24 protein-coding genes are annotated in these 25043 nt (G+C 58.4%); 14 read left to right on the forward strand and 10 right to left on the reverse strand.

Going from position 1 to position 25043, the window contains the following annotated elements:
• Positions 1-13: 13 nt before the first annotated feature.
• Positions 14-1219: a multidrug effflux MFS transporter gene (locus ACR0ES_RS05020; protein ID WP_480486367.1), complete on the reverse strand. Its 1206-nt coding sequence runs from the start codon at positions 1217-1219 to the stop codon at positions 14-16.
• A 183-nt stretch (positions 1220-1402) separates the two neighbouring features.
• Here ACR0ES_RS05020 and ACR0ES_RS05025 point away from each other — a divergent pair, with 183 nt between their 5' ends.
• The 3 genes from ACR0ES_RS05025 (at position 1403) to ACR0ES_RS05035 (ending at position 4021) form a co-directional block, all read left to right on the forward strand.
• On the forward strand, positions 1403-2935 hold the full coding sequence (locus ACR0ES_RS05025; RefSeq protein WP_480582916.1) for an acyl-CoA carboxylase subunit beta: 1533 nt from the start codon (positions 1403-1405) through the stop codon (positions 2933-2935).
• 266 nt (positions 2936-3201) lie between these two features.
• Positions 3202-3534: a DUF6497 family protein gene (locus ACR0ES_RS05030; protein ID WP_267367703.1), complete on the forward strand. Its 333-nt coding sequence runs from the start codon at positions 3202-3204 to the stop codon at positions 3532-3534.
• Positions 3535-3667: 133 nt separating this feature from the next.
• Positions 3668-4021 carry a hypothetical protein gene (locus ACR0ES_RS05035; protein WP_480773163.1) on the forward strand — a complete coding sequence of 118 codons (354 nt, stop codon included), beginning with the start codon at positions 3668-3670 and terminating at the stop codon, positions 4019-4021.
• An 86-nt stretch (positions 4022-4107) separates the two neighbouring features.
• Here ACR0ES_RS05035 and ACR0ES_RS05040 read toward each other — a convergent pair whose 3' ends face one another.
• Complete coding sequence (locus tag ACR0ES_RS05040) at positions 4108-5259, reverse strand: DcaP family trimeric outer membrane transporter (RefSeq protein ID WP_480773164.1); 1152 nt, start codon at positions 5257-5259, stop codon at positions 4108-4110.
• A 650-nt stretch (positions 5260-5909) separates the two neighbouring features.
• On the opposite strand from ACR0ES_RS05040, the gene ACR0ES_RS05045 reads away from it, so the two are divergent.
• Positions 5910-6113 (forward strand): hypothetical protein, encoded by a 204-nt coding sequence (locus ACR0ES_RS05045; protein ID WP_267365672.1) that lies wholly within the window; start codon positions 5910-5912, stop codon positions 6111-6113.
• Positions 6114-6229: 116 nt separating this feature from the next.
• A complete protein-coding gene (locus ACR0ES_RS05050) occupies positions 6230-8275 on the forward strand; it encodes an ATP-binding protein (RefSeq protein WP_480773166.1) in 2046 nt (681 codons plus the stop codon).
• Between the two features lie 76 nt (positions 8276-8351).
• On the opposite strand, the gene ACR0ES_RS05055 is transcribed toward ACR0ES_RS05050, so the two are convergent.
• Positions 8352-8798, reverse strand: coding sequence for a DUF4174 domain-containing protein (locus ACR0ES_RS05055; RefSeq protein WP_480869759.1), 447 nt, complete (start codon positions 8796-8798; stop codon positions 8352-8354).
• A gap of 168 nt (positions 8799-8966) precedes the next feature.
• On the opposite strand from ACR0ES_RS05055, the gene scpA reads away from it, so the two are divergent.
• The 6 genes from scpA (at position 8967) to ACR0ES_RS05085 (ending at position 14428) form a co-directional block, all read left to right on the forward strand.
• The gene (scpA, locus tag ACR0ES_RS05060) at positions 8967-11093 is read left to right on the forward strand and encodes a methylmalonyl-CoA mutase (protein ID WP_209504581.1); all 2127 of its coding nucleotides are present in this window, start codon (positions 8967-8969) and stop codon (positions 11091-11093) included.
• Between the two features lie 103 nt (positions 11094-11196).
• Positions 11197-11799 (forward strand): VOC family protein, encoded by a 603-nt coding sequence (locus ACR0ES_RS05065; RefSeq protein ID WP_480481949.1) that lies wholly within the window; start codon positions 11197-11199, stop codon positions 11797-11799.
• Positions 11796-12284, forward strand: coding sequence for an N-acetyltransferase family protein (locus ACR0ES_RS05070; protein ID WP_480773168.1), 489 nt, complete (start codon positions 11796-11798; stop codon positions 12282-12284). Before ACR0ES_RS05065 ends, ACR0ES_RS05070 begins: the two co-directional genes overlap by 4 nt.
• A 45-nt stretch (positions 12285-12329) precedes the next feature.
• The gene (locus ACR0ES_RS05075) at positions 12330-13010 is read left to right on the forward strand and encodes a molecular chaperone DjiA (RefSeq protein WP_267365678.1); all 681 of its coding nucleotides are present in this window, start codon (positions 12330-12332) and stop codon (positions 13008-13010) included.
• A 4-nt stretch (positions 13011-13014) separates the two neighbouring features.
• Positions 13015-14016 (forward strand): endonuclease/exonuclease/phosphatase family protein, encoded by a 1002-nt coding sequence (locus tag ACR0ES_RS05080; protein ID WP_480545819.1) that lies wholly within the window; start codon positions 13015-13017, stop codon positions 14014-14016.
• A 37-nt stretch (positions 14017-14053) separates the two neighbouring features.
• Positions 14054-14428: a hypothetical protein gene (locus ACR0ES_RS05085; RefSeq protein WP_480481945.1), complete on the forward strand. Its 375-nt coding sequence runs from the start codon at positions 14054-14056 to the stop codon at positions 14426-14428.
• A gap of 12 nt (positions 14429-14440) precedes the next feature.
• Here ACR0ES_RS05085 and ACR0ES_RS05090 read toward each other — a convergent pair whose 3' ends face one another.
• The 5 genes from ACR0ES_RS05090 to ACR0ES_RS05110 all read right to left on the reverse strand — a co-directional run bounded on the left by ACR0ES_RS05090 (position 14441) and on the right by ACR0ES_RS05110 (position 20226).
• Positions 14441-15985, reverse strand: a complete 1545-nt coding sequence (locus ACR0ES_RS05090; protein ID WP_480537395.1) for a Ppx/GppA family phosphatase — start codon at positions 15983-15985, stop codon at positions 14441-14443.
• Between the two features lie 49 nt (positions 15986-16034).
• Positions 16035-16724 carry an HdaA/DnaA family protein gene (locus ACR0ES_RS05095; RefSeq protein WP_480869761.1) on the reverse strand — a complete coding sequence of 230 codons (690 nt, stop codon included), beginning with the start codon at positions 16722-16724 and terminating at the stop codon, positions 16035-16037.
• Positions 16725-17798 carry an AI-2E family transporter gene (locus ACR0ES_RS05100; protein WP_267365997.1) on the reverse strand — a complete coding sequence of 358 codons (1074 nt, stop codon included), beginning with the start codon at positions 17796-17798 and terminating at the stop codon, positions 16725-16727.
• An 89-nt stretch (positions 17799-17887) separates the two neighbouring features.
• Entirely contained in the window at positions 17888-18862 is a 975-nt protein-coding gene (locus tag ACR0ES_RS05105; protein ID WP_480869763.1) for an isopenicillin N synthase family dioxygenase, read from the reverse strand.
• Positions 18862-20226 carry an FAD-dependent oxidoreductase gene (locus ACR0ES_RS05110; protein ID WP_480869765.1) on the reverse strand — a complete coding sequence of 455 codons (1365 nt, stop codon included), beginning with the start codon at positions 20224-20226 and terminating at the stop codon, positions 18862-18864. Before ACR0ES_RS05110 ends, ACR0ES_RS05105 begins: the two co-directional genes overlap by 1 nt.
• Positions 20227-20395: 169 nt before the next feature.
• Here ACR0ES_RS05110 and proS point away from each other — a divergent pair, with 169 nt between their 5' ends.
• Positions 20396-21736 carry a proline--tRNA ligase gene (gene proS / locus ACR0ES_RS05115; RefSeq protein ID WP_480481934.1) on the forward strand — a complete coding sequence of 447 codons (1341 nt, stop codon included), beginning with the start codon at positions 20396-20398 and terminating at the stop codon, positions 21734-21736.
• 128 nt (positions 21737-21864) lie between these two features.
• Here the strand turns inward: proS and ACR0ES_RS05120 are convergent, their stop codons facing one another.
• A complete protein-coding gene (locus ACR0ES_RS05120) occupies positions 21865-22224 on the reverse strand; it encodes a hypothetical protein (RefSeq protein WP_267366022.1) in 360 nt (119 codons plus the stop codon).
• A 355-nt stretch (positions 22225-22579) separates the two neighbouring features.
• Here ACR0ES_RS05120 and ACR0ES_RS05125 point away from each other — a divergent pair, with 355 nt between their 5' ends.
• Both ACR0ES_RS05125 and ACR0ES_RS05130 read left to right on the forward strand, forming a co-directional pair.
• Positions 22580-23875 carry a lipoprotein-releasing ABC transporter permease subunit gene (locus tag ACR0ES_RS05125; RefSeq protein ID WP_480869767.1) on the forward strand — a complete coding sequence of 432 codons (1296 nt, stop codon included), beginning with the start codon at positions 22580-22582 and terminating at the stop codon, positions 23873-23875.
• On the forward strand, positions 23868-24554 hold the full coding sequence (locus ACR0ES_RS05130) for an ABC transporter ATP-binding protein (protein ID WP_480486346.1): 687 nt from the start codon (positions 23868-23870) through the stop codon (positions 24552-24554). The genes ACR0ES_RS05125 and ACR0ES_RS05130 overlap by 8 nt, the downstream gene beginning before the upstream one ends.
• Here ACR0ES_RS05130 and ACR0ES_RS05135 read toward each other — a convergent pair.
• Positions 24538-24975 (reverse strand): DMT family transporter, encoded by a 438-nt coding sequence (locus ACR0ES_RS05135; RefSeq protein ID WP_480486344.1) that lies wholly within the window; start codon positions 24973-24975, stop codon positions 24538-24540. The two genes, ACR0ES_RS05130 and ACR0ES_RS05135, sit on opposite strands and share 17 nt — an antisense overlap.
• Positions 24976-25043: the final 68 nt, after the last annotated feature.

Below are 25043 nucleotides of genomic sequence, written 5' to 3' on the forward strand. Positions count from 1 at the left end.
TTGGGGCAAGCGGTTACAGCCCCAATTGCCGTTCTCTTCGTACGACAGTTGAAATTGCGACGATCGCCAGAACGGCTGTTGCCAGCATCAGCCAAAGCAGCGGCATCGCGCCGGTTTCACGTGTCAGCAAGGCACCTGCCAAGGCGCTCAGCCCGGCGCCGCCACCTAACATAATGGCGCCACTCAGGCCCGAGGCGGTTGCAGCCAGTCGAGGGCGCACTGATAGCGCGCCCGAGGTTGCGTTGGGGATGACCATGCCATTGCCGACGCCCACAAATGTCATGAACCCAAAGAAACTGAGTGCGGTTCCACGGTCGGCCAGAAACAGCAATGCCGACACAGCGACGCCAAACGCATTGAGCAGGCTTCCCCATAGCACCATGCGGTTCACACCGAACCGCACTGAAAAACGCCCGCTCATGAAATTGCCAACAAAATACCCAACCGCAGGTGCGCCAAAATAAATGCCAACCTGTGCCGCGCTCAACCCGAACAATTCGGTGCCGATGAAAGGTGCGCCGCCGAGATAGGCGAAAAACGAACCCGATGAGAAGGCACAAGCCAGTGAATATCCCCAGAACCGTGGCGAGGTCAGAAGTTCGGGGTATTCCTTGAATTGCTGGACAAGCGTTTTGCCACTTTTTGCCGATGTTTCCCCAAAGTCCGAATAGGTCAGTGCCATAGTCAGCAGACCTACGGCAAAGGGCAGCCAGAAATTCGCTTTCCAACCAAAGCTCACTTCCAGTAAGCCGCCGATGGCAGGGCCAATCATCGGAACCACGGCCATGCCCATCGTTACATAACCGATCATTGAGGCAGCTTGGTCCTGATCGTACATATCCCGCACCGCTGCGCGGCTGAGAACCATACCGACGACCACTACCGCCTGACACATCCTGAACGCCAGAAAAACCGTGGCATTGGGGGCGAAGATGCACCCAAGGGTCGCCATCAGGAACAGGCCAAGGCCCCACAGTAAAACTGGTCTGCGTCCTGCCTGATCCGCAATTGGACCTATAAGAATTTGCAGAATGGCATTGATCAGCAGATAAAGCGCAATCGACAGCTGCATGACCTTGTAATCGGTTTCGAAATACTCGGCCATGTTTGGCAGGCTGGGCAGAAACAGGTTCATGCTCAGGGCGGACAGGCCCGAGAGTAAAACAAGCGTCGCCAATGTGGGTGGTGTGCGGTGGACCGCGTCAGAGCTGAACTGCATGGTTCACATGTATAGCCGTGGATTTACGGAATGCCAGCCATTCGCAAAATTGCCTGCGAGAATTCGCAGTTTTGCAATTATCCAAATTACTGTTGCTGAAATTTTGCAAATTTGCCGAAAATAGCTTTGGATGAGCGGCCCAAACAGGTAGGGTCCCGTCAAATTTATAAGGGGATAGTCGTCATGAAAGACATTCTTTCCGAATTGGAAGACCGCCGCGACAACGCACGTCTGGGCGGTGGGCAGAAACGGATCGATGCCCAGCACGCGCGCGGCAAACTGACCGCACGAGAACGGATCGAACTGCTGCTGGACGAGGGCAGCTTTGAAGAGTTTGACATGTTCGTCAGTCACCGCTGCACCGATTTCGGAATGGAAAAACAAAAGCCTGCGGGTGACGGTGTCGTCACCGGCTGGGGTACGATCAACGGGCGCATGGTTTATGTGTTCAGCCAGGATTTCACCGTCTTTGGCGGATCGTTGTCGGAAACCCATGCTCAGAAGATTTGCAAGATTATGGACATGGCGGTCCAGAACGGTGCGCCGGTGATTGGCATCAACGATTCGGGCGGCGCGCGCATTCAGGAAGGTGTGGCTTCGCTGGCGGGGTATGCCGAAGTGTTCCAGCGCAACATCATGGCCTCGGGCGTGGTGCCGCAGATCAGCGTTATCATGGGCCCCTGTGCGGGTGGCGCGGTGTACAGCCCGGCGATGACCGACTTTATCTTCATGGTCAAAGACACCTCTTACATGTTCGTGACCGGCCCTGATGTGGTGAAGACCGTGACCAACGAAGTGGTGACTGCCGAGGAACTGGGCGGGGCTTCGACCCATACCAAGAAATCCTCGGTCGCTGATGGCGCGTTCGAAAACGACGTCGAAGCGTTGGCCGAGGTGCGGCGCCTGGTGGACTTCTTGCCCCTCAACAACCGCGAAAAGCCGCCCGTGCGCCCGTTCTTTGACGAACCCGGCCGGATCGAGGCTTCGCTGGACACTCTTGTGCCAGAGAATCCGAACACGCCCTACGACATGAAGGAACTCATCGCCAAAGTGGCGGACGAGGGCGATTTCTATGAAATTCAGGAAGATTTTGCCAAGAACATCATCACCGGGTTCATCCGGCTGGAAGGTCAGACCGTAGGCGTCGTCGCAAACCAGCCGATGGTGCTGGCCGGGTGTCTGGATATCGACTCGTCGCGCAAGGCTGCGCGCTTTGTGCGCTTCTGTGACTGCTTCGAAATCCCGATCCTGACATTGGTCGACGTTCCTGGCTTCCTGCCGGGAACAAGCCAGGAATATGGTGGTGTCATCAAGCATGGGGCCAAGTTGCTCTTTGCCTATGGTGAGGCAACCGTGCCGAAGGTGACGGTGATTACCCGAAAGGCTTATGGCGGTGCTTACGACGTTATGGCCTCCAAGCATTTGCGCGGTGATTTCAACTATGCCTGGCCCACCGCCGAAATTGCGGTCATGGGGGCCAAAGGGGCGACCGAGATCATTCATCGCGCCGATCTGGGGGATGCCGACAAGATCGCTTCGCATACCAAGGATTACGAAGACCGATTTGCAAATCCCTTCGTGGCAGCCGAGCGCGGCTTCATCGATGAGGTGATCATGCCGCATTCGACCCGCCGTCGTGTATCCCGGGCATTTGCCAGCTTGCGCGGCAAACAGCTGAAGAACCCGTGGAAAAAGCACGACAATATCCCGCTGTGATCCATCTAGGAGCGGGATGGCCCGCCCCGCTCAATCTTTGACCGTCACAGCGGTTCCGAGGCTGAAACCCCCTCAAATTGAGGCGGAATTGACAAAAACCGGCAAATAGTTGAATGATCCGACCCGTCAGACATAGAACCGCGCAGACTAATCGTACTGCGCGCGCGACCCCGGAAGGAGGAGCTCGCCGCTGGTGGGTCCGGGGTCGCGCCATTTGTCTGGGTGCACTCACCTTCAGCCATCCTGCTTTTGCGGATTCCGATTCGTTGCTGCCGGTGCCGTCGGGCCAGCCAGTGCAACTGAGCGATGTCCTGCTGGACAACAACCCTGGCGAGCTTTGGCTGCGCTTTCGCTTTATCGCGCCCAGAATAGGCGCGTCAGTAGGGCGGATTGGGTATGATGTGGCGTCGAAGGATATGGAGCACCTGTGCCAGATTCTGGCCATTCCATATGTCGCTCAGCATGAATTGCATCCGGCGCGGGTCGTTATCTCTTTGTCCGATCGCCCGGTAGAGTTTGGTGATGCCGCCCCTGATGCGACCCAGTTTTTTGAGGCCTACCGGCTGGAGCAGTCCCGGTGTATCTGGGAGGGGCTTTGACCATGACCGCAAGACGCCATGAGTACAAAGCATCTCAGACCAACTGTGCGGCTTTGGAGGTGCGCATCATGACCCCATCCTTTTTCGGGCTCGAATTGCTTTTGTCTGCAAGTATGACACAGGGGGGCCTTTCATGCTGAAGCATCGTGGTTTTCCCGGTCGCCTTTCAGGCACCGACTTTCAGTTCACCATCCGTCGCGCCAACCCAAAGGGCGTTACACCGTTAACGCAGCGCGAGCGGTTTCGGGATCGTAAACCTGCGGACAGGCGCGCTGATATTGCGTTCATGGAGGCCCTTTGGGCCCATTTCGGTGACCAGCCGTTCGAACGGGGCAATCTGGATGCGGGGCGCTTGAGCTGGCTATTCGGGCGCGAAGTCATTCCGGCAGAAGACCCCTTTGATCCGGCCAGCTATGATGCTTTGCTTGTCATCGATGTAAACGCTGCGCGCGTATCCTTCCCGGACATCATCGACGGGATGGACTGATTGTGACATTCGCAGCCGCACATAAACCAATCATGGCCGGTTTCGGGAAAATCCTGCCCGAAACCGGGCAGGATTTATGTGTGGTCTCAGAAGTTCAACTGGGCCGCAAGCTGAACGCGGCTGCCATCAAAGGTTCTGCCGGTGGGCGCGTCGTTCCGCTCGCCATAGATGTATTCGGCGCTGAGCGTCAGACTATCTGTCGCCTTGTAGAACGCGTTGACATGGATGGTTTCCAGCTCGGTGAAGGACAGCGTACCGGTCGAGGTCGGCAGATCATAATCTTCGCGCCCGTAGGCAATGCCGACATTCCACTTTGCACCGATGTCCTGCCTGAATTCCACGGTGTAGCCATCCACATCGTTGGCCTGCCCACCGACAATGGCATCGCCGAGACCGATCAGGTATGGGCCAAGCGCCTCACCTGTGATGTAGTTGACCTGGAACAACCCGCCTTCCCAAGGGCGAATGCCGCCGGACAACGTAAAGCCCGTCTGATCCACTTCGACATTGCCGGAATTGGCTTTGCCGTACAAAACGGCACCACGGGCAATGTATGTACCGTCGTTATATTCCGCCGAGGCCGTCAGGACGGGATCATCAGAGTTCGACCCGCTGACGTTCTCTTCGATCGCGACCGCAAACTGTGCATTGCTGCCAAGCTGCCCAGTATACCTCAGCTGCGGGACACGGGCGAAGGCGATACCCACCGGGCCGTTGAATTCGACAGTGGTCGGGTAGGTGTCCAATGGTTGGAAGTTGGTCCAGTACTGACCGATCAGGAACTGGTCTCCGATGGTGATGTTGGCATGGCGTATACGCAATTCAGCCGTGCCGCCGGAACCGAACAGGTCAAGTTCAAGCTGTCCGCCAATGTCACCGATCCCGCTTGGGGTGGTGGTGCGCAGTCCGATCCGCGATTGGCGAACGGTTGCCCCGAAGGTGCCATCGGTTGCGGCCGAGGGTTCGCCGATGACATTCACGAACGCCGTATCCCCCTGATCGTAGTCGAAGTCATAGAAGAAATCGGCCTTCACGTATCCGTAAACGTCCAGAACGGTGTTGCCGATGCGGAAATCTCCGTTGGCGGGGCTGCTTTTGGCGGCTTCCAGCGCCTCGACCCGGGCGCGCAAAGCGTCGAGTTCGGCCTGGGTCTGGGCGTCCTGAGCGAAAGCAAACGTGCCGGTCACACTGAGCGCAGAGGCAGCGAGCAGGAGTGCCTTTTTTCTAGTCATAGTCATGTGGGTGTTCCTTTGAGTGCGAGTGTGCCCAAGGACCGTTTCACGCAGCAGAAATCTTTGGAAATCACGAGAAAGAGAATTGAACCGACTGATTTCTCAAGAAAATGTGCCTTTTTTGGCTTCTTGAATCACGGCGTCTTGAACCTGTCATCTAACGCGCTGCTGCGCCGTAATTCCTTCGCCGGTGGAGTGGCGGCGATTCGTGATGCTGCAACTGCAGAAAACATCGGAAGCGGTCCGTTTTGTAACAAAACTGTGACGGTGAACGGGTCTTTCGCGCTGGTATTTCACTTGAATGCTGTCGGCACGAAGTTGCGCGCCATATTGCGGCTTGGGCAGAAACCAGCCGAGTTGTCCCAGGGAAACAATACTGTGTTTGCTCAACAGATTGTGCCGTGCAAACTGAATGGGCCGTGCGGCTCTACTTTGCCTGCGCCGCACATGCACCTACTATTCCGTACCCCTTCCTTGCGCGGGCAGGCTTGTGTTCCCCACATAGACCTGTCCGCGTTTTTCTTTTTGGCTTCCACGGCCAAAGAGAAGCGAAAACCTGCACAAAACCTGCCTGCAATTGCATTGATATTGAATAACAGGCCCGATTTCGCGCATCTGATCCCAAACGAACCAAGAAAACTAAAAGGGCAGACACAATGCGATTCTCGAAACTCATCCTTGTTGCGGCGACCTGTGCGGGTCTGGCCGCGTGCGGTGACACTACGGGCGAACAGGCACTCCTCGGCGGTGGTGCCGGGGCTGTGGGGGCTGCGGTCCTCAATGCCGACCCGCTGTTTGGTGCGGCCGTTGGCGCAGCGGGCAACGTGCTGTACTGCAAGACGCAGAACACCTGTAACTAACGCAAATCTTTCGGGGCGTCTGGCGCCTCAGCCATCATTGCGCATCACGCCGTCGTGGGGATCGTTCCCTGCGGCGGCGTTTTGCGTTTCCGGAACACCAAGCCAAAGGACGTTTCATGTTCAATAAGATCCTGATCGCCAATCGGGGCGAGATCGCCTGCCGGGTCATCAAGACCGCCCGCAAGATGGGTATCGGCACCGTTGCCATTTATTCGGACGCGGACAAGAACGCGTTGCATGTGTCGATGGCCGACGAAGCCGTGCATATCGGTCCGCCCCCGGCGAACCAGTCCTACATTGTGATCGACAAGGTCATGGATGCCATCCGCAAAAGCGGCGCGCAGGCGGTTCATCCCGGCTATGGCTTCCTGTCGGAAAATTCGAAGTTCGCCGAGGCGCTCGAGGCCGAAGGTGTCGCCTTTGTCGGCCCCCCTGTTGGTGCAATTGAAAGCATGGGCGACAAGATCACTTCGAAGAAGATCGCACAGGAGGCCGGAGTTTCGACGGTTCCGGGTTACATGGGGCTGATCGAAGACGCGGACGAGGCGGTCAGGATCTCGAACGACATCGGTTATCCGGTCATGATCAAGGCCAGCGCCGGTGGTGGTGGCAAGGGTATGCGCATCGCGTGGAGCGATGAAGAGGCGCGCGAAGGCTTTCAGTCGTCCAAGAACGAAGCCGCAAACTCGTTCGGAGATGACCGGATCTTCATCGAAAAATTCGTAACCCAGCCGCGCCATATCGAAATTCAGGTTCTGTGCGACAGTCACGGAAATGGCATCTACCTGGGCGAGCGCGAATGCTCGATCCAGCGCCGGAACCAGAAAGTGGTGGAAGAGGCACCGTCACCCTTCCTTGATCCTGAAACCCGCAAGGCGATGGGTGAACAGGCTGTCGCTCTGGCCAAGGCCGTGAACTACGCAAGTGCAGGTACGGTCGAGTTCATCGTGGACGGAAACAAGAACTTCTACTTCCTCGAAATGAATACGCGCCTGCAAGTGGAACATCCTGTTACGGAACTGATCACCGGCGTCGATCTGGTCGAGCAGATGATCCGTGTCGCAGCGGGTGAAAAGCTATCGATAACGCAGGATGACGTGACCCTGACCGGCTGGGCGATTGAAAACCGTCTGTATGCGGAAGACCCGTATCGCAACTTCCTGCCGTCGATCGGTCGGCTGACCCGGTATCGCCCGCCGCAGGAAACTTCGGCTGGTCCGTTGCTGGTCAACGGCAAATGGCAGGGTGAAGCACCCGATGGTGAAACCGCCGTGCGCAACGATACCGGCGTCTACGAGGGCGGCGAGATCAGCATGTATTACGACCCGATGATCGCCAAGCTCTGCACCTGGGCGCCGACCCGCGAAAAAGCAATCGAGGCGATGCGCGTGGCGCTGGACAGTTTCGAAGTGGAAGGCATCGGTCACAACCTGCCGTTCCTGTCGGCAGTGATGGATCATCCGAAGTTTGTAAGCGGTGACATGACAACGGCCTTTATCGCTGAAGAATATCCAGACGGGTTCGAGGGCGTAACGTTGCCCGAAGTGGATCTGCGCCGGATTGCTGCATCCTGCGCCGCGATGCACCGCGTCGCCGAAATCCGGCGCACCCGCGTGTCGGGCCGGATGGACAATCACGAACGCAAAGTAGGCAAGCGCTGGGTTGTGACATTGCAGGGGCAGGATTTCGCCGTGCAGGTCAATGCCGACAAAGAGGGGGCAACGGTCAAGTTTGACGACGGATCGTCCCTGCGTGTCGCGTCGGACTGGACGCCGGGCGATCAACTTGCGGTTCTGGACGTGGATGGCAGTCCGCTGGTTCTGAAAATCGGCAAGATCTCGGGCGGTTTCCGCGTTCGCAACCGCGGCGCGGACTTGAAAGTGCATGTACGCCGTCCGCGTCAGGCGGAACTGGCCAAGCTGATGCCGGAAAAACTGCCACCAGATACCTCGAAAATGCTGCTCTGTCCGATGCCCGGCCTTGTCGTGAAGATTGACGTCGAAGTGGGGCAGGAAGTGCAGGAAGGTCAGGCGCTTTGCACGATTGAAGCGATGAAGATGGAAAACATCCTGCGCGCCGAAAAGAGGGGCGTGGTGGCCAAGGTCAATGCAGGTCCCGGTGACAGCCTTGCTGTGGACGACGTGATCATCGAGTTCGAGTGACCATGTTGGCGCTTTCGACATACAATCCAAAGTTCCCGGCGCATCGCACCGGGGCCTTTGGACATGGTGAAAGCGTTCAGCCCCCTTGGCGCCGTTCGCGAATCTCGCGTTCGCGCAGGGGGGTCTTGTCGATAGACCTGCCAATCTCACGCACGCTCCACGGGCTGGGTTTGCGCAGTTTGACCACGCCGTCCTTGTCGACGAACACCATCTGGAAGCCACGCGGCCGCAGCTTGGTCCGGATCGGAGACCGGGCAGACGTGTCCGTGTCTGTCAGCACGATGACATCACGGTCGCGCATGGCTGCTTCTTCTGCGACAAGCATATCGATCTGCTGCTGGAACCGCGGATCGGCGGGCGTGTCAGCGAAAACCACAATGGGGCGTTTGACCCACAAAAACTCGCTGAGTTCACTTTCACCCACCGGGCGGACAAAACTGTCATCAGACGGCGCGGTTCCGTCTGCCGCCAAGGCGGCCAGAGGGATTAGTGCCGAGAAAACAAAGGCAAGCGTGCGTGTCATGTGGCCTCCTGTTCTTTCGAATATAGCCCCTGTGCCCGCGATTGCGACCGGCGATTTGTGCCGGGTGACCACATTTTCGCGCTTGTGTCTGAAAGAACAGGCCAAGTGCAGGACCTTGGCGCGGGCGCTTTCAGCGGCCGCCATCCGTATTGACGAGAGGAAATCGAAATGACCGACACAAAGGACTGGACAGCGCTTGCCGAGAAAGAGCTGCGCGGACGTCCGTTGGACGACCTGACCAAGGAAACGCTGGAAGGCATCGCGGTCAAACCGCTTTATACCCAGGAAGACACCGCCGATCTGCCGCATATGGGGTCGTTGCCGGGCTTTGGCCCGTTTACTCGCGGTGTTAAGGCCACGATGTATGCGGGCCGTCCATGGACGATCCGCCAATATGCGGGTTTCTCAACCGCCGAAGAATCCAACGCCTTCTATCGCCGCAACTTGGCAGCAGGCCAGCAGGGCGTTTCGGTTGCCTTCGATCTGGCGACACATCGCGGCTACGACAGCGACCATCCACGCGTTGTGGGCGATGTCGGTAAGGCAGGCGTTGCCATCGACAGCGTCGAAGATATGAAGATCTTGTTCGACGGCATCCCACTGGACAAGGTCTCGGTCTCGATGACCATGAATGGCGCGGTTGTTCCGATCCTGGCCAGTTTCATTGTTGCGGGTGAAGAACAGGGTCACGACAAATCTGTCCTGTCCGGCACCATTCAGAACGACATTCTGAAAGAATTCATGGTGCGCAACACCTATATCTACCCGCCTGAACCGTCGATGAAGATCATCTCGGACATCATCGAATACACGTCGAACGAGATGCCCAAGTTCAACTCGATCTCGATCTCGGGCTATCACATGCAAGAGGCCGGGGCGAACCTTGTACAGGAACTGGCCTATACGCTGGCTGATGGGCGTGAATACGTCCGTGCCGCGACTGAGGCCGGGATGGACGTGGACAAGTTCGCTGGTCGTTTGTCCTTCTTCTTTGCCATCGGCATGAATTTCTTCATGGAGATCGCCAAATTGCGCGCCGCGCGCACGCTGTGGCATCGCGTCATGACCGAGTTTGGAGCAAAGTCCGAACGTTCAAAGATGCTGCGCACCCATTGCCAGACTTCCGGTGTATCGCTTCAGGAGCAAGACCCTTACAACAATGTCATCCGCACCGCCTATGAAGCGATGAGTGCAGTTCTTGGGGGCACCCAGTCCCTGCATACAAATGCTCTGGACGAGGCAATTGCGCTGCCCACCGATTTCTCGGCCCGCATCGCGCGGAACACGCAGCTCGTGCTTCAGGAAGAAACCGGTGTAACTGATGTGGTCGATCCGCTGGCCGGTTCCTACTATGTCGAAAGCCTGACCAATGAACTGGTCGAAAAAGCCTGGGCCCTGATGGAAGAGGTCGAGGAGATGGGTGGCATGACCAAGGCGGTTGCCTCGGGCATGCCCAAGCTGCGGATCGAGGAAAGCGCGGCCCGTCGTCAGGCCATGATTGACCGGGGCGACGAAGTGATTGTTGGCGTCAACAAGTACCGCAAGGAACAGGAAGACCCGATCGACATTCTGGATGTCGACAACGTCGCCGTACGCGAGGCGCAGGTGGCGCGGCTGGAACGCATTCGCGCAACCCGTGATGAAGCCGCGTGCCAAGCCGCGCTGGACGCCCTGACCAAGACCGCCCAGGAGGGCGGAAACCTGCTGGCCGCTGCGGTCGAAGCCGCCCGCGCCCGTGCATCCGTAGGAGAGATCAGCATGGCAATGGAGAAAGAATTCGGCCGCCACCGCGCCGAGGTGAAAACCCTGGCCGGTGTCTATGGCGCTGCTTATGAGGGCGACGAAGGCTTTGCCGCGATCCAGAAATCCATCGAGGACTTTGCCGAGGCCGAGGGCCGCCGCCCCCGTCTTCTGGTGGTCAAAATGGGGCAGGACGGGCATGATCGCGGTGCCAAGGTTATCGCCACGGCCTTTGCAGATATCGGGTTCGACGTGGACGTTGGCCCGCTGTTCCAGACACCTGCCGAGGCCGCGCAGGACGCGGTGGACAATGACGTACATGTGGTCGGCATTTCCTCACAGGCGGCGGGGCATAAAACACTGGCACCGCAGCTGGTGGAAGAGCTGAAGAAAGCAGGGGCCGACGATATCATCGTGATCTGTGGTGGGGTGATCCCGCAACAGGATTACCAGTTCCTGTATGACCATGGGGTCAAGGCTATCTTTGGTCCGGGCACCAACATTCCCGAGGCCGCTCAGGACATTCTGCGCCTGATCCGCGAAGCGCGGCCCTGACACAAGGCAAGTCTTTCAACGAAAGCTCTTGTGATCCTGCGCCAATGGCGAAAACATGCGGCCGGATCCCTTTGGGTCCGGTCGTTTTCGCAGGAGGGTGCACATGTTACTCGATCATCTGGCCGTCGCGGGCGAAACGCTTGAAGAAGCGTCTGCGCATATCGAACAGGCGCTTGGTGTTGCACTGCAACCCGGTGGGAAACACGAAAAATTCGGGACACATAACAGGCTGCTGGGGCTCAGAGACGGGCTCTATCTGGAAGCGATTGCCATCGATCCGCAGGCGCAGCCTCCGGGCAGGCCGCGATGGTTCGATCTGGACAATTTTCAGGGCGGCCCGCGTTTGACGAACTGGATATGCCGGGTCGAGGATATCGAGGCCACACTGTCGATCTTTCCCGATGGCACCGGAGAGCCCATCGACCTGACCCGCGGCGCGTTGCAATGGCGCATGGCGGTTCCGCCAACGGGGCGTTTGCCGTTCGACAATCTGTTTCCCGCCCTTATCGAATGGCAGGGCGACCTGCACCCGGCAAACATGTTGCAGGACAGCGCGTGCCGGTTGCGGCGTCTGGTTGTCTATCACCCCGATGCCCTGACACTGGCCCGTCGACTGGGTGAGCTGGATCTTGTTGTGTTCGATACCGGCCCCGCGGCTTTGCAGGCAGAAATTGAGACACCTCATGGGCTGCGGGTGCTGGAATGAACATTCGCCCGGCCACAGCGTCAGATGCTCCAGCCATTGCCCGGATCACCAATGCGATCATCCGGGACACTTTGGTCACTTTCACGACGGACGAACGCAGCGCCGCCCAGATTGCCGAAGATATCAAGGCACGCGCGCCCGGTTATCTGGTTGCCGAGCACGACAGCCACGTTATCGGCTTTGCCACATATGGCCCTTTCCGCACCGGGCCCGGTTATGCGCAAACCTGCGAACATACGATCCAGCTGTCACCGGATGCGTGGGGCAAAGGGCTGGGACGTGCGTTGATGTCAGAACTGGAGGAAATCGCGCAAGCCCAAGGCGTTCATGTTCTGGTCGCGGGCATATCCTCGGCCAATCCGGGGGCTGAGGCGTTTCATGCCGCACTTGGCTATTCGAAAGTCGGGGTGATGCCCGAAGTCGGCTTTAAGTTCGGCCAGCGGCTGGACCTTGTGCTGATGCAGAAAATTCTTGGTGCTGAATGACCTGTTGCACCTGACAGTCCCGAATTGTGACGCTAGGGTGCGGTCATGTCGATCTGGACTCGCATATCCGATGCGCTCAGCGCGCTTGCCCAGGGCGAAAGCCTGACCGCAGTTTTTGAAAAACTACGCTCGCCACCGGAACGGTCCGTGGCCTTTACGATTGCGGTCATCGCACTGGGTGCCAAAATGGCCAAGGCAGACGGTCAGGTGACCCGTGATGAGGTCACCGCCTTTCGCGACGTGTTTCAGATCGCGCGCGAAGATGAGGAAGGTGCAGCCCGCGTCTTCAACATGGCCCGTACGGACGTGGCGGGATATCAGGACTACGCCCGCAAAATTGCCCGCATGTTTTCCGAAGACAGCACAACCCTGTGTGACCTGATGGAAGGTCTTTTTCACATCGCGATGGCGGATGGTTTCTATCATCCGAACGAAAACGCGTTTCTCGAAGATGTCAGCCAGATTTTCGGGCAAACCGACGCGCAGTTCAAAGCACTGCGGGCGCGCTTTGTTCCGGATGCGCCAAACGATCCTTACACGGTTCTGGGCGTTCCACATGACATGCCGCTGCCCGACATTCGCAATGTCTGGCGGCAGCTGGTTCGGGAAACGCACCCCGACGCCATGATGGCCCGGGGTGTCCCCGAAGAGGCGATCCGGCTGGCCGAGAAAAAGATGATCGACATCAATCGCGCCTGGGATGAAATCAACGGCGCGCGGGCCTGATCAGATGCGGCTGGCGACCTATAATATCGAATGGTTCGCCAATCTGTTTGACCAGAAAGACAGGCTGATCGTCGATGACAGCTGGTCCGGCAGGCACGACGTCACCAAAGCGCAGCAGATCGAAGCGATTGCCAAGGTTCTGACTGCCATTGACGCTGATGCGATTGTAATCGTCGAGGCGCCCAACACGGGCAGACGCCAGAACACGGTTCGGGCCCTGCAAGCCTTTGCCGAAGCGTTCGACTTGCGCACGTCTGATGCGGTGATGGGCTATGCAAACGACACGCATCAGGAACTGGCATTGCTCTATGACAGAACGGTGCTGAGTGTTCGCCACGATCCCAAGGGAGATATTGCAGATACCACAGCCCCCCGGTTCGATGGTGTATTCAAAATCGACCTCGACATTGATGCGACCGAGGATGTCGTGCGGTTCTCCAAACCGCCGATGGAACTGGCGGTGACGACGCAAGCGGGGCACAACATCCGCCTGATCGGGGCACATCTGAAATCCAAGGCACCGCACGGTGCCGAATCGCGGGACGAGGCGATCCGGATTTCGATTGCCAATCGCCGCAAACAGCTGGCGCAAGCGATCTGGCTTGCACGGCGCGTCGAATGGCATGTTGCGCAAAAACAGCCCGTCATTTTGCTGGGCGATCTGAACGATGGCCCCGGGCTGGATGAGTTTGAGCACCTCTTTGGCCGCTCGTCGGTCGAGGTGTTGCTGCAAGCCGGATTGTTCGACCCGAACGCCGTCACAGCCTACAGGTTTCGGCCCGGGCCGGTGCCTGCTACTGCGCGCTTTGCCCGCCCGGAAGAAGGTAAATTTCTGGACGCATTACTGGATTACATAATGATTACAACGGACCTGCAAGCATATCGCCCGTCCTGGCGTATCTGGCACCCGTTTCAGGATGCCGCCTGTTGGGCTGAACCGGAATTGCGGCAGGCGCTTTTGACGGCCTCCGATCATTTTCCGGTCACGCTTGATATTGAACTGTGACCTTTCCAGCCTGCCACACGGGCCTTATATGTCAGGTATGAAACGCATCTTGCTGATCAGTACGATCTCAGTGTTCCTTGCCGCGCCTGCAATGGCACAGGAAGACAATGAAAAATCCCTGATGGAACAGGGGGCCGAACTGTTTTTCGAAGGTCTGCGCAAGGAAATGGAACCGGCATTGGAAAACTTGCTGGGTCTGGCAGAAGAGTTTGGCCCGGCGATGCAGTCATTCTTGCAGCAGATGGGCCCGGCGCTTGCTGAACTGGCGGCTGAGGTCAAGGACTGGAGCGTTTATGAACCACCCGAGATCCTGCCCAATGGCGATATCATTATCCGCAGAAAACCGACCCAAGAGCCATCTGAGCCTGAAAAGCGGGATATCGAGGTGCCCGAAGGACCTACAGATATCTGACCCGCTCAAGAGTCAGCCTTTGACAATCACGCGAGTCTGAGATTTCAGCGCTGCTGCCAAGGCGCTTAACCGGGCTTCTGCCACTTCGCTGAACAGGGGGGCTGCGGCCTCGGGCAGATACAGTTCCAGCTCTCGCTTTTTGGGGAAAAACTTGAGCTGCCCCATATTGGCATCGTTGTGCATCCACAGCATCGCGCCAAACCGCATGGCCTTGCCCAAAATCTCGGCCTGTTTCTGGCTTTTTTCATCCAGCAATTCGTAAAGCCGAGAGAACCGATTGCCTTCCCGTTTGTTGCGATAGCGGTGTTGCAGTGCCAATCCGATGAAGACACGCTCGGAATGCTTCAAACCACCCAGATTGGCGCGCGTGACGTTGTCGAAACACACCTCGGCCCGATAGTCGGGATGCGCGCGCCAGCTTACATCGTGCAGCAGGCAGGCCGCCTTGATCAGGCGCACTCTGCTGGGCGGTGCCGATCTGAACAGCGGGATGACAAAATCATAGAGATTGCTGCCAAATCCGGGCAGGCGCGCGTCCTTGGCTTCCGAGAACCGGCTGGCTTCGATCAGCGGGTCGCGATCGCGCACTTCCTGCGGCATCTGCTCATATAGCAACCCCTCGCGAATCCCATAGCTTGAGATGGCGATATCTTTGGGTTTGAACGTGCGGATCAGCCGCGCCAGAACGTCCATCGCATACGGGATAAGCGCCATGCGCGAGCTCGACACGCCCGCCTGAGCACGCAGCTTTTCACCATCGTGTTTTTCGATGTATTTGATCGTCTCGCGCACCTGTTTGGTGGTCATGCGGTATTCATGCAGAACGTTCAGCGGATAGCCCCGCCGCAGCATGTCCAGCCGCGCAAAGGCGCGCCAGCTGCCGCCGACCAGAAACAAACGGTCTCGCTGCTGGCCCATCTGATTGCGCAGATCCTCCATCGTTTCCTTGATATGCGCTTTTCGCGCGCGCCGCCCGCCTTTGATGTCGCGCAGTTTCAGCGGCCCAAGCGGCGAGGTTACGCGACGGCCGACCTGACCACCGCCGATTTCGGCCAATTCCATCGACGATCCGCCAATATCGCAGATCAGCCCATAAGCTCCGGGCCATCCCAACAGGACACCCTGCGCCGACAGGCGGGCTTCTTCGTCACCGTCAATGATAGACACCTGCAAACCGGTTTCAGCCTGCACCTGATCGCAAAACTCGGGCCCATCCGAGGCTTCGCGCACAGCAGCGGTGGCGACAACATGCAAACCGGGCAAATCCAGATCCATTGCCAGGTGCTGGAACCGTCGTAGTGCCGACAAGGCGCGTTCGCGGCCACGCGGGTTCAGTCGCCCGGTTTCGGACAGGCCCGCCCCCAGTTCGCACATGACCTTTTCATTGTAGAAATAGGCCGGTGATCGGGCCGCCCCGTCGAAAATGACCATCCGGACCGAGTTCGACCCGACATCGACAACCCCGACGCGCGACAGCGCCCGTGCGTCCGGTTTGTCAAACAGGGGCTTTCCGAACGTTCCCCAGTCCGGGATATCGGTTTTGACGGTCTGATCCATGAGTGTTCCAGATAGTTCTGCCTGAGGATGCGAAATTGACGTCAGCGGGTCAATCATTGGTCTCGACCTCATCCGGGGCCGTGTTCAGTACGCGAATGGCAAGCGCGCGTGTAATGTCGCGTTTTTCAGCCAGGGCCAGTTGGTCCAGTTGGGATACAACGTCGGCTGCGCTTTCAAACCGCCGGTCCATATGCTTGACAAGATAGGCGATGACATCGGGGCCGGGGTTGAGCTGCCTGTCAACAAACAGCTTGGCAAGTACTGCGCCCAGCAATGCGTCATCGGGCGGATCCAGTGCGACGTGATGGGCGCCTTCGACCCGGCTTTGCAGGTCGGCCAGCGGCAACTCCCAGAATTTCGGTGCAAGACGGCCTGTCATCAGCAGGGGGTGCCCCTCGGCCAGAACAAGATTATGCAGGTGGAACAGCGTTTTTTGCAGCTCGAGATCGCCGGCGATCAAAGGCACGTCTTCGACCGCAATCGGCATACGCGCCAGGTCTGGCACATCGTCATATCGCAGGTCGCTGGCCTGAAGGATACGCCCGCCGGTTTCAGCGGCCCAGACATGGGCCAGATGGGTTTTGCCCGCGCCAGCAGGCCCACTCAGCACCAGTTTGTTGCCGGGCCAGGACGTGGCCGAGATCATTGCCACCGCCAGCGCATTGGCCGGTGACACAAAGAAGTCCTCTCGCCCGAGCGCAGTTTTGGCGGGCAGATCAAAGCTGAGTTGTCGGGCCATTTACTCGGTTTCCTGATCCAGACCTTCAAGACCAGTGTACAATCTGCTGTCGAGGTATAGCGATGTGGCAAAGCGGGCCAGAACGCCCAATGCTGCGGCGACCGGGACTGCCACCAACATGCCCACAAAGCCAAACAGCGCGCCAAAGACCGACAGGGCCAGCAGCAACCAAACCGGATGCAGCCCGACAGAGCTGCCGACCAGCTTGGGTGTCAGGAAATTGCCTTCAGTGACCTGCCCAATGGCAAAGATACCCGCGATAAGCCCGATATGAGCCCAGTCGCCCCAGAACTGAAACAGCGCAAGCCCAATGGCCAGCGAGCCTCCGATAAGGGCGCCCAGATAGGGTATGAACGTGACCAGGCCCGCGATAAAACCCACAATCAGGCCGAATTGCAGACCAGCAAGCATTAGTGCGACCGCGTAATAGGTGCCAAGGATCAAACAAACTGTTCCCATGCCGCGCACGAACGAGGCCAGAACCGCATCGATCTCGCCGGCCAGCCGCCTGATGATGGGAGCGTGGTCACGTGGCAGCAGCTCTCCGATGCGGGCGGTCATGCGGTCCCAGTCCAACAGCAAGTAGACGGCCACGACCGGCACAATGACCAACAGAACAACGATGTTGATCGCGGAACCCAGCGAGGTCAGCAGCGTCTGCATAACGTCCCCGGTTTTGGATTTCAGCGTTTCGCCAAAGGACACTAGCATCGCGTGCGTGCTTGATTCCCGGTCAAGCAATGACGGGAATTGTTTTTCTATGAAACTGCGCAACTGTTTGAACAGATCAGGCAGTACATCGACAAGATCCAGCAACTGGGTGATCAGCGCAGGGACCACCATCAGAATTGCCAGTACAAATCCCAGAACACCGACGACCGTGATGACAGCCGTGGCGGCCATACGCGACAGGCCCAGCCGCTCCAGCCGGTCAGCGACCGGATCAAGGAAATAGGCAATGGCCCCGCCGATGACAAAAGGCAACAAGACATCGCCAAGGGCCCACAGGATCAACGCGAAAACCGCAGCGGCGATGCTCCAGTATCTCAGCTGATCCTTAACCGGCAAAGCCATGTCGATCCCCCTGTTCAGGCCCTTGCAGGTGTTCTTGGCGCATCAAAGCCCATGATGCAAGCGGTTCATGGCGCTTGGGTTTGCAGGGGTCAGCCGCGCAAGGTTCCCAATTCAGGCGTGTCTTTGGTGGCGGTCTCATCGGGCCAGTTCGTACGCCAAATCTCGGCCGACCAGTGCCCGCAATGAACCGCCGGACGGTCAAAGCCGGGCAGGGGTGGCAGCAAAGGCGCGACGACGACGTCGTGACGGGGCACCGCGAAATAGGGAAAAGAATACCGTTCCTGACCCGATCGGTTCACAACCCGATGGGGCGTGGATTTCAACCGCCCGCCCGACCACAGTTCAAGCATGTCGCCGATATTCACCACGAAACCACCGGGCGGGCAGTCGGGCGTGATCCAGCCGCCGTTGCGGGTCTGCACCTCAAGCCCGCCCACCGGATCGGGGGCAATGATGGTCAAGGCGTCGGTATCCTTGTGCGGATGGATGCCATAGCCTGCCTCATCTTCGGCCTGAGGCGGGTAATGCAATAGGGTCATGTTGGTCATCGGGTCCCGGAATGCACCGCGCAGCGAGTCGGCTTTCAAATCCAACCCTGCTTCTAACGCGCCCAGCAACAGATCGGTGACGCGATCCAGTTGCCGCCAGTAACCCAGAATGACCTCTTTCGCGCATGGTACATCGTCCGGCCAGAGGTTCGGCCCGTATAACGCGCAAACCTCACGCACCGGGTCGTCTGCTGCGACCTCGTGATGCAGTTTGTACCCCTCGTATTTGTCGGCCTTGCCCGAGCCATCATTGGGTGTGAAGAACCCCATGGGTATATAGCCGCGATAGTTGGCGCGGGTGATGGCCTGATCCCATTTTCGTGCGTCATCGACGGCAAAAATCTCTCGGGTGATCTGACGTACCTGATCCACGGTCTGCTGGGATATGCCAGTCCCGGTGATCGACAAAAAGCCGATCCCCTGACAGGCCGCAAGGATGTGCCGGACCGTCGCGTCATAGGCTTCGGTTCCCGGGGCAGTCAAAGGCGCGATATCAATCGTTGGGATACTTTCCATCAGCGAATTCTCACCCCCTGGCGTTGCAATTCAGCGCGAACCGGTGCCAGATTCAGCTGGTCCAGCTCCTGATTGCTTTTCAATGATACCGCTGCGGCGATGCCTGCGCCCTGACCCATGACCGCGCAACAGGCCATGTTGCGCGTGGCGGCATGCGCCACCCGGTCCGCGCCATGTGACCGTCCTGCAACCAGCAGGCCTTTGATGCCCTTGGGCAGCATCGACCGATAAGGGATTTGCATATACCGCCCCGTAGTTGGCAGGATCAGAATGCCATAGCCGTCGATGAACTCGGGATAGATACCTATTGTATCCTCGAACCGGCCCTGATGGCGGGCATCGTTTTCGGTCATGTTGTAAACCGCGTCGATCTTGCGGGTGTCGCGGATGCCGATGGTCATCCCAAAATTCCGCAAACGCGCGTTTTCGCAACCGGGCATGAACCGTCGCAGCGCCTCGATGGCCAGCATGGTCTGGCGGCGACCTTCAATCTCGCCGCGCGTCAGGCTGTCGGGATCGGTGCCGTCAACCTCGGCCAGATGGATGAGGTTCATGTACGTCAGCTCGCCCGTGTCATGCATCGCGCCCCAGGTGCCGGCGATGGTGTTCAGATGCGGCGGGATCAGCCCCTGATCGATTGCTTGCTGGAACGGTTTGTGCACGAAGGGTGAGAACATGTCGTCCTCTTTACCCGAGGTCTCAATGTTCCACTCTCCGCCACCGCCCCAGTCCTTGTAGGTCTGCGGGTCAGCTTTCACACCTTCCATGAAGGCGCGTTTATCTACGCCCGCCAGATGGAACATGACCGAAGCCGCCATCATGTCCTCGCGCGGAGTTTTGTGGGTCGGCGCGCCCGAACGATGGGCCACATCCGCGTCGCCGGTGGCATCGATGACGACCTTGGCCAATATCGCTTCGCGCCCGGCTTTGGATTCTGTGATGACGCCGGTGATCCGGTCGCCTTCCAGGATCGGGGCCACGAAATGCCGATGCAACATCGGATGCACACCCGCTTCTTCGACCAGCTTGTCGGCGACCAGTTTGAAGCCTTCGCTGTCCAGCTCATAGCTCAGCGACTGGCTTTCCGGAACGGCGGCCCCCATCTCCTTGGCGCGGGTCTCGAATTCCATCCCGATGCCACCTGCCTCGACGGTTTGCTCGTGCCGGTACCAGGCAAATCCTTCGACGCCGACGGCAGTGATGTTGCCACCCATGCAGCCAAACCGATCAATCAAAGATACCTCGGCCCCCGCACGTGCCGCTGCAAGCGCCGCTGCCAACCCGGCAGGGCCAGAGCCCACGACCAGGACATCGGTTTGATGAATGACGGGGATTTGGCGTGCGGGTTCCTGAATGGTTTGCATCAGCGCCTCATGGAATTTGCGTTTCCGCTACCATTGGGTTTCCCGATTGGCGGGTCAATCAAAAAACCGACTGCCGCAAGGTCGGAAAAACACCAATGCGCGATTGCCCCCGGCGGGGCTTTGGCATAATCACCTGTCCAGTCGAATTCTTACCTTTGAAGGTCCGTCCATGCGCCTGAGCCGTTACTTTCTGCCCGTTCTCAAGGAAACCCCGTCCGAGGCTCAGATCGTCAGCCACCGGCTGATGCTGCGTGCAGGGATGATCAAGCAGGCCTCTGCCGGGATTTATTCCTGGTTGCCGCTGGGCTTCAAAGTGCTGCGCAAGCTGGAAAACATCGTCCACGAGGAACAGGCGCGGGCCGGTCACATCGCGATCCAGATGCCCATCATCCAGTCGGCGGATCTGTGGCGTGAATCCGGGCGCTATGACGATTACGGTCAGGAGATGCTGCGGATGAAGGACCGGCATGACCGGGACATGCTGTTCACGCCGACGGCCGAAGAACTGGTGACAGATATCTTCCGCGGCCACGTCAGTAGCTACAAGGACCTGCCGCTGACGCTCTACCAGATCCAGTGGAAGTTTCGCGATGAAATCCGCCCGCGTTTCGGCGTGATGCGGGGCCGTGAATTCTACATGAAGGACGGATACAATTTCGACCTGACCAAGGAAGATGCGCTGCACGCCTATAACCGCCATCTGGTCAGCTATCTGCGCACTTATGAACGGATGGGACTTCAGGCGATTCCGATGCGCGCCGATTCAGGCCCCATCGGTGGTGATGACACGCATGAGTTCCTGGTTCTGGCCGATACCGGTGAATCCGAAGTTTTCTATGACAGCGCTGTCACTGATCTGACCTTTGGCGATCGCGACATCGATTATGACAACCGCGAACAGTGTCAGGCCATTTTGGAAGAGTTCACTTCGAAATACGCGCGCACTGACGAAACCCATGATGAAGCGCTGTTCAACCAGATACCCGAAGAACGCCGCCGCGTGGCGCGCGGCATCGAGGTGGGTCAAATCTTCTACTTTGGCACCAAATACTCCGATCCCTTGGGTGCAACTGTCCAAGGCCCGGATGGCAAACCGGTTCCGGTTCACATGGGCAGCCATGGTATCGGTGTCAGCCGCCTTGTCGGTGCGATCATCGAGGCCAGCCATGACGATAAGGGCATCATCTGGCCTGAGGGCGTGACCCCGTTCCATTGCGGTATCGTCAACCTCAAGCAGGGCGATGAAGAAGCCGATGCAGCCTGTGACAAGATCTACACGGCGCTGACGGCTTTGGGTCTGGAGCCGCTCTATGACGACCGCAACGAACGCGCAGGCGGCAAATTCGCCACGATGGACCTGATCGGTCTGCCCTGGCGCATCACGGTTGGCCCGCGTGGTCTGAAGAATGGTGTGGTTGAACTGACCTGCCGCCGTACCGGCGAAAGCGAGGAACTGAGCCCCGAGGCGGCCGTTACCAAAGTTGCTGAGATTTACCAGCAGATCGCCTGAGCGACCATCAGTTGCTGCATGAAGCGGGCGTTGAAACACGCCCCGTGATCCGGAAGGGGTGCCGAAGGCTCAGACCTGGCGGCCCTTCCCAGGCTACCTGAAGGCCGACCGCGTCAGTCGGTCGGTTCTCAGTTTTGATCCGACGTCGGGCGCTCGGCCAGGACGTCTCCGTTGGCTCCGTCACCTGTGGCCACAACAATCGGGCGGCCAAGGCGGCTGATCAGTTCGCGAAACTCGATATCCAGAAAGCGCAATCCGCAAATCCGCGCATCGGTTGCCCGATCCGTGATACACAAACGGCCCTGCCGGAACACCAGACGATATCCTTTGTCTTTCAGGATGTCTGCCAGATTGCCCCAGCTTGCTGCGGTGACAAAGATCGGCCGGATGGCCGCGCGCAGCAAGGCTGCGGTCTCACAATCCAATTCTGTTGAAGCCTGACGGGTCGAAATTGCACCCGCGCCATTGGTTGAAATTCGTAAATTCATTGAGCGACCCCCGCTCTTTAAATGTGTTCCCCCATGGTTAGGGTGGCAAAGTTTCTGAAAATAATCAAAAAGAGTAATAAAATTTCGCACTTATTGTTGCCTTTACGATTCAGTGGCTCACGATGTGCGATGATTAACGTCATACCTGAAACAATCACCTTCTGTCTGTGATGCGCTTCACAACTCATGGTGTAGCGCCCGGATTGGAAGACACCTGTTTTGCACATGTATTTTGATCGTGCCACGAAACGATTCGGCTCAATCAGGCTGAGAAGCTAGTTCAGAGTGACAACCGGCTTGACCATTGGGCGAAATGCCGAAAGGGTCGCCGCAAACAAGAAAACCCGGAGCAGGCATGGCCAAGACACCCCCGCCCTTTGCCCCTTTTGAATGGAAAATTGCCTGGCGATATCTGCGCGCGCGCAGGGCCGAAGGCGGTGTCAGCGTGATGACATGGATCTCTTTGATCGGGATCACGCTTGCCGTGTTTGCGCTGATTGCAACGCTGGCTGTCCGTTCAGGTTTTCGCTCTGAATTCGTCGGCACCATCCTGGGCGCCAATGCGCATGTGACGGTCTATTCCTCGGGCGAATTTGATGGGCAGGGCCGGGTGGATCGGACGATTGCCGACTACAACGAACGCACCGACCGCATAGCGCAGGTGCCCGGAGTTGAGCGTGCCGCACCGCTGGTGAAGGGGCAGGTACTGATCACCAATCGCGACAGCAGCAGCGGGGTCGAGGTGTTTGGCATCCGACCCGACGATCTGCTCGACCTGCCGGGTATCGCGCAGTCGGAACAGGCGGCGGGGGACCTGTCGGATTTCCAGACGGGCGAGGATGTCATCGCCATTGGATCGGGTGTGGCCCGCAGCATCGGAGCCACTGTCGGGGATGTGGTCAAACTGACCTCGCCCAACGGGGTCAAAACCGCCTTTGGCACGTCGCCGCGCGTGAATGCCTATCGCGTTGTCTATGTGTTTTCGGCCGGTCGCTATGACATCGACCGCACCCGCGTCTACATGCCGTTTTCGCAGGCGCAGGGCTTTTTCAACCGTGAAGGTGTGGCGGATGAGATAGAAGTGATGGTGGACAAGCCCGAAGATCTTGGCCCGATCCTGATTCCCATTCTTGAGGCGTCGGGCGAACGCAGTCAGATATGGACATGGCAGGACGCATCCGGCGGTTTCCTGCGCGCGCTCGAGGTTGAGGATAATGTGATGTTCATCATCCTGTCGATCCTCGTTCTGATTGCTGCGATGAACATCGTTTCGGGCCTGATTATGCTGGTAAAGAACAAGGGGCGCGATATCGGAATCCTGCGCACGATCGGCCTGAGCGAAGGATCGGTTCTGCGCGTCTTTTTCATCTGCGGTGCGTTCACCGGCCTGATCGGCACTGCAATGGGGGTTATCCTGGGATGCCTCTTTGCAATCTACATTGATCCGATTTTCTCATTCGTAAACTACGTGATGGGCGGTGGCGTGTGGGATCCGTCGATCCGTGGCATCTACGCCCTGCCGGCCGAACTGCATCTGAGCGATGTGCTCAAGGCGACGGGCCTGTCGCTTGGCCTGTCTTTCATCGTCACCTATTTCCCCGCCCGCCGCGCGGCGCGGCTGAACCCGGTCGAGGCGCTGCGCTATGAATGATGTCACCTTGCGACTGAACGGTCTGACCAAGACCTACCTCAAAGGCACACCGGGCGAGGTGCAGGTTCTGCGCGGGGTCGACCTCGAACTGCGCGCGGGTGAGGCTGTGGCCATGGTTGCGCCGTCAGGGGCGGGTAAATCGACGCTTCTGCACATCGCCGGTCTGCTGGATAGGCCTGACAACGGAACCGTGGAAATCGGGGGGCAGAATGTGAACGGCAAGGGCGACCGAACCAGAACGGCGTTGCGTCGGCAGGATATCGGGTTCGTATATCAGTTCCATCACCTGCTGCCCGAGTTTACGGCGCTGGAAAACATCACATTGCCGCAACTGGCCAATGGCGCGTCCGAAAAAGCTGCTCAGGCACGTGCATTGGACTTGCTGGACCGTGTGGGCGTCGCCCCGCGCGCCAGCCACCGCCCTGCGGCGCTGTCGGGCGGTGAACAACAACGCGTGGCTTTTTGCCGGGCGCTTGCCAACGCGCCGCGTGTTTTGCTGGCTGACGAACCGACAGGCAATCTGGACCCTGAAACTTCGGATCAGGTGTTCGATGCGCTGATGACACTGGTGCGGGACGAGGGATTGTCGGCGTTGATCGCGACCCACAACCTCGAACTGGCGGCGCGCATGGACCGAATGGTCCGGCTTGAGGGCGGCGTGCTCAGGCCAGTTGAGTGATTGCAACACCGATGGCCATGACCGCGATACCACTCGCCCGCATCAGGGTGAGTGGCGCCACCTGTGCGCCGAACAGGCCGAAGTGATCGATTGCCGCGGCACTGATCAATTGCCCCAACAGGACAAAGAACACGGCGTTTCCCACACCGAAATGCGGGGCGACATGGGTGATCGACAACACATAGAATGCAATCAGGATGCCAGCGAACAACAGGTGTTTCGGGGCCTGCGCAACCTTGGACAAGGCTGCAAAACCGGGAAACAACAGCATGGTCAGCACCGAGGCGGCCAGGGCAATTGCAAACAGCACCACAGCTGCCGTTGTCGGTGATCCGATGACCTTGCCAAGGGCCGCGTTAAGAGCGGCCAGTATCGGAATTCCAAATCCGGCGGCCAGCATGATGGCTGCGTATTGTGTCATTGCCCGAACCCTCTGCACCTGTTTCGTTGATCTGGATCATTGCGCCCATATGCCTGTCGGGCAACCCT

Source organism: Ruegeria sp. N7 (assembly GCF_056531345.1).

Excerpts from the sequence above, each read along its gene's own strand:
- ACR0ES_RS05020 (WP_480486367.1), bottom strand. The coding sequence starts at position 1,219 with ATGCAGTTCAGCTCTGACGCGGTCCACCGCACACCACCCACATTGGCG.
- ACR0ES_RS05025 (WP_480582916.1), top strand. The coding sequence starts at position 1,403 with ATGAAAGACATTCTTTCCGAATTGGAAGACCGCCGCGACAACGCACGT.
- ACR0ES_RS05035 (WP_480773163.1), top strand. The coding sequence starts at position 3,668 with ATGCTGAAGCATCGTGGTTTTCCCGGTCGCCTTTCAGGCACCGACTTT.
- ACR0ES_RS05040 (WP_480773164.1), bottom strand. The coding sequence starts at position 5,259 with ATGACTATGACTAGAAAAAAGGCACTCCTGCTCGCTGCCTCTGCGCTC.
- ACR0ES_RS05045 (WP_267365672.1), top strand. The coding sequence starts at position 5,910 with ATGCGATTCTCGAAACTCATCCTTGTTGCGGCGACCTGTGCGGGTCTG.
- ACR0ES_RS05050 (WP_480773166.1), top strand. The coding sequence starts at position 6,230 with ATGTTCAATAAGATCCTGATCGCCAATCGGGGCGAGATCGCCTGCCGG.
- ACR0ES_RS05055 (WP_480869759.1), bottom strand. The coding sequence starts at position 8,798 with ATGACACGCACGCTTGCCTTTGTTTTCTCGGCACTAATCCCTCTGGCC.
- scpA (WP_209504581.1), top strand. The coding sequence starts at position 8,967 with ATGACCGACACAAAGGACTGGACAGCGCTTGCCGAGAAAGAGCTGCGC.
- ACR0ES_RS05065 (WP_480481949.1), top strand. The coding sequence starts at position 11,197 with ATGTTACTCGATCATCTGGCCGTCGCGGGCGAAACGCTTGAAGAAGCG.
- ACR0ES_RS05070 (WP_480773168.1), top strand. The coding sequence starts at position 11,796 with ATGAACATTCGCCCGGCCACAGCGTCAGATGCTCCAGCCATTGCCCGG.
- ACR0ES_RS05075 (WP_267365678.1), top strand. The coding sequence starts at position 12,330 with ATGTCGATCTGGACTCGCATATCCGATGCGCTCAGCGCGCTTGCCCAG.
- ACR0ES_RS05080 (WP_480545819.1), top strand. The coding sequence starts at position 13,015 with ATGCGGCTGGCGACCTATAATATCGAATGGTTCGCCAATCTGTTTGAC.
- ACR0ES_RS05085 (WP_480481945.1), top strand. The coding sequence starts at position 14,054 with ATGAAACGCATCTTGCTGATCAGTACGATCTCAGTGTTCCTTGCCGCG.
- ACR0ES_RS05090 (WP_480537395.1), bottom strand. The coding sequence starts at position 15,985 with ATGGATCAGACCGTCAAAACCGATATCCCGGACTGGGGAACGTTCGGA.
- ACR0ES_RS05095 (WP_480869761.1), bottom strand. The coding sequence starts at position 16,724 with ATGGCCCGACAACTCAGCTTTGATCTGCCCGCCAAAACTGCGCTCGGG.
- ACR0ES_RS05100 (WP_267365997.1), bottom strand. The coding sequence starts at position 17,798 with ATGGCTTTGCCGGTTAAGGATCAGCTGAGATACTGGAGCATCGCCGCT.
- ACR0ES_RS05105 (WP_480869763.1), bottom strand. The coding sequence starts at position 18,862 with ATGGAAAGTATCCCAACGATTGATATCGCGCCTTTGACTGCCCCGGGA.
- ACR0ES_RS05110 (WP_480869765.1), bottom strand. The coding sequence starts at position 20,226 with ATGCAAACCATTCAGGAACCCGCACGCCAAATCCCCGTCATTCATCAA.
- proS (WP_480481934.1), top strand. The coding sequence starts at position 20,396 with ATGCGCCTGAGCCGTTACTTTCTGCCCGTTCTCAAGGAAACCCCGTCC.
- ACR0ES_RS05120 (WP_267366022.1), bottom strand. The coding sequence starts at position 22,224 with ATGAATTTACGAATTTCAACCAATGGCGCGGGTGCAATTTCGACCCGT.
- ACR0ES_RS05125 (WP_480869767.1), top strand. The coding sequence starts at position 22,580 with ATGGCCAAGACACCCCCGCCCTTTGCCCCTTTTGAATGGAAAATTGCC.
- ACR0ES_RS05130 (WP_480486346.1), top strand. The coding sequence starts at position 23,868 with ATGAATGATGTCACCTTGCGACTGAACGGTCTGACCAAGACCTACCTC.
- ACR0ES_RS05135 (WP_480486344.1), bottom strand. The coding sequence starts at position 24,975 with ATGACACAATACGCAGCCATCATGCTGGCCGCCGGATTTGGAATTCCG.